Raw genomic sequence first — 4,188 nt, 5'->3', positions numbered from 1 at the left:
TGCTCGGCGCCCTGCTGTTCACCGCCGCGTCCCTGCTGTGCGGCCTGGCCGGGAACGCCGGCCTGCTCATCGCCGCCCGCGCCCTGCAGGGCTGCGGCGCCGCGTTCCTCTCACCCGCCGCGATGTCCCTGGTCACCACCACCTTCCCGCGCGGCCGCGAACGCACCACCGCACTCGCCGTCTGGGCCGCCCTCGCCGGCCTCGGCGGCACCCTCGGCGTCATCGCCGGCGGCCTGATCACCGACAGCCTCAGCTGGCGCTGGATCTTCTACATCAACCTCCCCTTCGGCGCCGTCGCCGTCGCCGGAGTCCTGCTGCTCTCCCGCGGCCGCCCCGACACCGCCGTCCGCGGCTCCCGCCCCGACCTCGCCGGCGCCGCCACCGTCACCGCGGGACTTGCCGCCCTTGTCTACGCCATCGTCAACATCCAGGACCACGGCGCCGCCTCCGCGCCCTACGTCCTCGCCCCGGCCGCCGCCGCCCTCGCCCTGCTGGCCGCGTTCGTCCTCGTCGAACACCGCGCCGCCGACCCGCTGATGCCGCTGCACCTGTTCGCCACCCGCTCCCTCGCCACCGCCGGCCTCGGCCGCGTCCTGACCAGCGCCGTCCAGGCCTCCGTCCTCTTCCTGTGCAGCTACTACCTGCAACGCACCCTGGGCTACTCCACCCTCAAGTCCGGCTTCGCGTTCCTGCCCCTGGGCGTCGTCGCCATCCTGGTCACCGCCCCCGCCACCCGCGTCATGCACCGCGCCGGCCCCCGCCCCGTCTACCTCGCCGGCGCCGCCGGCTCCCTGCTGGGCCTGCTCCTGCTCACCCAGGCCCCCGCCGACGGCACCTACCTCCTGCACCTGCTGCCCGCCCTGCTCATCCTGGGCGCCTCCATGCAGTGCTGCGGCATCCCCGTCAACGTGCACGGCGTCTCCGACATCCCGCCCCACCAGCAGGGCATCGCCTCCGGCGTCCTGGTCGCCGCCTTCCAGGTCGGCGCCTCGCTGGGCGTCGCCACCGTCGCCACCAGCGCCCTGACCCGCACCACCAGCGAACTCACCGCCCACACCGCCCCCGCCCTGGCCTGGCTCGACGGCCTCCACCTCGGCTTCTGGATCGCCGCCGGCATCGGCGTCCTCAACCTCCTCACCGCCTACTTCGGACTGCCCCGCCACCCCACCACCACCCGCACCGCCTGACCCACCCCGCCACCCCCCGCACCGGACGAGAAGAGGCACCCGATGGCCCGCCCCGGAGACACCCTGCGCCTCGGAAAAGACACCCTCACCTTCCTGACCACCGCCGCCGAGACCGACGGCGCCTACGTCGAGGTCGCCGTCGAATACGCGCCCGCCGTCATCAAACCGCCCCAGCACTACCACCCCCGCCAGACCGAACACATGCGCCTGGAAAGCGGCCGCCTGAGCCTCCAGCTCGACGGCACCCTCCACGAGTACGAGCCCGGCGCCGACTTCCACATCCCCCCGGGCGCCGTCCACTCCATGTGGAACCCCGGCCCCGGCACCACCCGCGTCATCTGGCGCACCACCCCCGCCTACCGGACCGAAACCGTCTTCGAGACCCTGTGGGGACTGACCAACGAAGGCCGGCTGCACCCCGACGGCACCCCCCGCCTGCAGATGCCGCTGCTCGCCCTCGCCTTCCGCGACGAGTACCGCGTCGTCACCGGCCGCCCCTTCCCCCTCGACATGGGCCTGTGCCTGCTGCTGGCCCCGCTCGGCCTGGCCTGCGGCTACCGCCCCACCTACCGCCCGCCCCAGGACACCCCCCGCCTGCAGCCCACCGCCTGAAAACCCCCCACCAGGCGGTTCGAGCCGGAAACGAGGGCCGAGCGAGCACGCCGCCCTAGCGTCGGCGGCAACCGAACAGGCCGATGCGTGGAGGAATGGTCATGGCCACCGAAGCACACGAGTTCACTCTGCCCGGCGCGGATCTCCCGCAGCCCGACGCCGAACTGCGCAAGAGGCGCGAGGCGGTCGTCCTGCAGCACACCGTCGCCGAGATCGCCTGGGACATCGACGGCGTGCTGGCCACCTTCCCGCGCGGCGGTGTCTACCGCATCCAGGCCTTCGAAGAGGGCCCGCTGATCGGTGAAGAAGCCATCAAGAAGGGCTACTTCGCCGACCTCAAGGCCGCCTTCCCCGACCTGGAGCACGACCTGCACCACGTGCACCACACCCCCACCGCGGTGATCCTGGAGGCCCAGGCACGCGGCAAGCAGCACGCGGACTGGCGCGGCATACCCAACCGGGGCAAGTCCATCGACGCCCCCGTCGCCGTCTTCTTCCACTTCGACGGCGACGTCCTCATCGACGAGACCCTCTACTTCGACATCGCCACCTTCCAGCGCCAGCTCGCCTGACCGGCCCACGGCCGCCCACGCCGCGGCGCCCGCGCACCGACACCGGTACGCGGGCCCCGCGGCGCCGCCGTGCCCGCCGCACACCGGCGCCCACCGGGGCTCGAGGAGAAGTCGAGTACGCGTCCGTAGCGTCGTCGGCGCCGGACCGGCCCGGTGGCGACGGCTGCGCCGGCGCAGGCCGGACAGGTCACGGCGAGGAGCATCTCGCACTGACCAGCCTCCAGAAAGGATGCTCGATGAGCACCGTCAACCCCCCATCCCCGGGCGGTGAAACCAAGAGGGTGGTCTTCTGGGCCATTCTCACCACCAGCCTCGCCTCGTTCATGGCGGGACTGGACAACCTCGTCATCATCACGGCGCTGCCCACCATCCGGGAGAAACTCGGCGGCAGCCTCACCGACCTGGAATGGACGGTCAACGCCTACACCCTGTCCTTCGCGGTCCTGATGATGTTCGGCGCCGCCCTCGGCGACCGCTTCGGCCGCCGCAAGGTCTTCAGCCTGGGCCTGCTGCTGTTCACCGCCGCCTCCGCGGCCGCCGCCCTCGCACCCGGCATCAACGAACTCGTCGCCGCCCGCGCCGTCCAGGGCGTCGGCGCCGCCATCATCATGCCGCTGTCGGTGACCCTGCTGACCGCCGCCGTGCCCGCCGGGAAACGCGGCGCCGCCCTGGGCATCTGGGGCGCCGTCAACGGACTGTCCATCGCCGCCGGCCCGCTGGTGGGCGGCGCCATCGTCGAGCACCTGTCCTGGCAGTGGATCTTCTGGCTGAACGTGCCCATCGGCCTGGCCCTGGCCCCGCTGTCCTTCCGCAAGCTCGCCGAGAGCCGCATCGCCCACTCCCGCCTCGACGCCGTCGGCACCGCCCTGGCCAGCCTCGGCCTGTTCGGCATCGTGCTGGGCCTCATCAAGGGCCACGGCGACGGCTGGACGTCCCCGCAGGTCCTGGGCGCACTGATCGGCGGCACCGCCGTGATGGCCCTGTTCGTCGCCTGGGAGAACCGCACCGAACACCCCATGGTGCCGATGCGCATGTTCCGCAACCGCGCCTTCACCGCCATCAACCTGGCCGGCGCCCTGATGTCGGTCGGCATGTTCGGCGCGATCTTCCTGATGACCCAGTTCCTCCAGAGCATCCAGGGCTACACCGCCATGCAGGCCGGCGTCCGCCTGCTGGCCTGGACCGCCATGCCGATGATCGTCGCCCCCATCGGCGGCATGGTCTCCGACCGCATCGGCGGCAAACCCGTGGTCACCCTCGGCCTCGCCATGATGACCGCCGGCATGGTCTATTGGGCGTTCGTCCTCGAACCGGACGTCTCCTACGCCGCCCAGCTGCCCTCCCTGATGATCTGCGGCGCCGGCATGGCCCTGTTCTACGCCCCGCTGATGAACCTCACCATGGGCTCGGTCGCCGACCACGAACAGGGCATCGCCTCCGGCGTCACCGCCGCCACCCGCGAGGTCGGCGCCGCCCTCGGCATCGCCCTGCTCGCCTCCATCTTCAGCGCCAACGGCGGCTACGCCTCACCGCGCGACTTCGTCGACGGCCTCGTCCCCGCCATGTGGGTGGGCGCCGTCGCGGTCGCGCTGGCGACCTTCTCCATGCTGCTCGCCCCCTCCCGCCGCCCCGCCGCCGCGCCCACCCGCGCACCTCTCGCGCAGGGCGCCCCGGCCGGGCAGCACACACCGGCGGGGGAGAGCGCCCCGGCCCCGCTGCACTGACCCGCACCCGCCCACCCCGGGGGCCCCGCGCCGGCCCCCCGGGGCCCCCCCCCGGGCCCCCCCCCCCCCCCCCCCCCCCCCGGGCGGCCCCGC

Annotated in this window: 4 protein-coding genes; all 4 read left to right on the top strand. The window is 73.1% G+C overall.

The window, feature by feature from the left end:
- A partial coding sequence (locus ABZV34_RS37435; protein ID WP_356287143.1) for an MFS transporter occupies positions 1–1,187 on the top strand: 1,187 nt, incomplete at its 5' end.
- A gap of 42 nt (positions 1,188–1,229) precedes the next feature.
- A complete protein-coding gene (locus tag ABZV34_RS37430) occupies positions 1,230–1,799 on the top strand; it encodes a cupin domain-containing protein (RefSeq protein WP_356287140.1) in 570 nt (189 codons plus the stop codon).
- Positions 1,800–1,900: 101 nt separating this feature from the next.
- Positions 1,901–2,371, top strand: a complete 471-nt coding sequence (locus ABZV34_RS37425; protein ID WP_356287138.1) for a nuclear transport factor 2 family protein — start codon at positions 1,901–1,903, stop codon at positions 2,369–2,371.
- A gap of 236 nt (positions 2,372–2,607) precedes the next feature.
- Entirely contained in the window at positions 2,608–4,095 is a 1,488-nt protein-coding gene (locus ABZV34_RS37420; protein WP_356287135.1) for a DHA2 family efflux MFS transporter permease subunit, read from the top strand.
- The last annotated feature ends 93 nt before the right edge of the window (positions 4,096–4,188 follow it).

It is taken from the genome of Streptomyces sp. NPDC005195 (assembly GCF_040608315.1).
Taxonomy (GTDB): Bacteria; Actinomycetota; Actinomycetes; order Streptomycetales; family Streptomycetaceae; genus Streptomyces; species Streptomyces kaempferi.
This window is presented reverse-complemented; position numbering and strand designations above follow the sequence as displayed.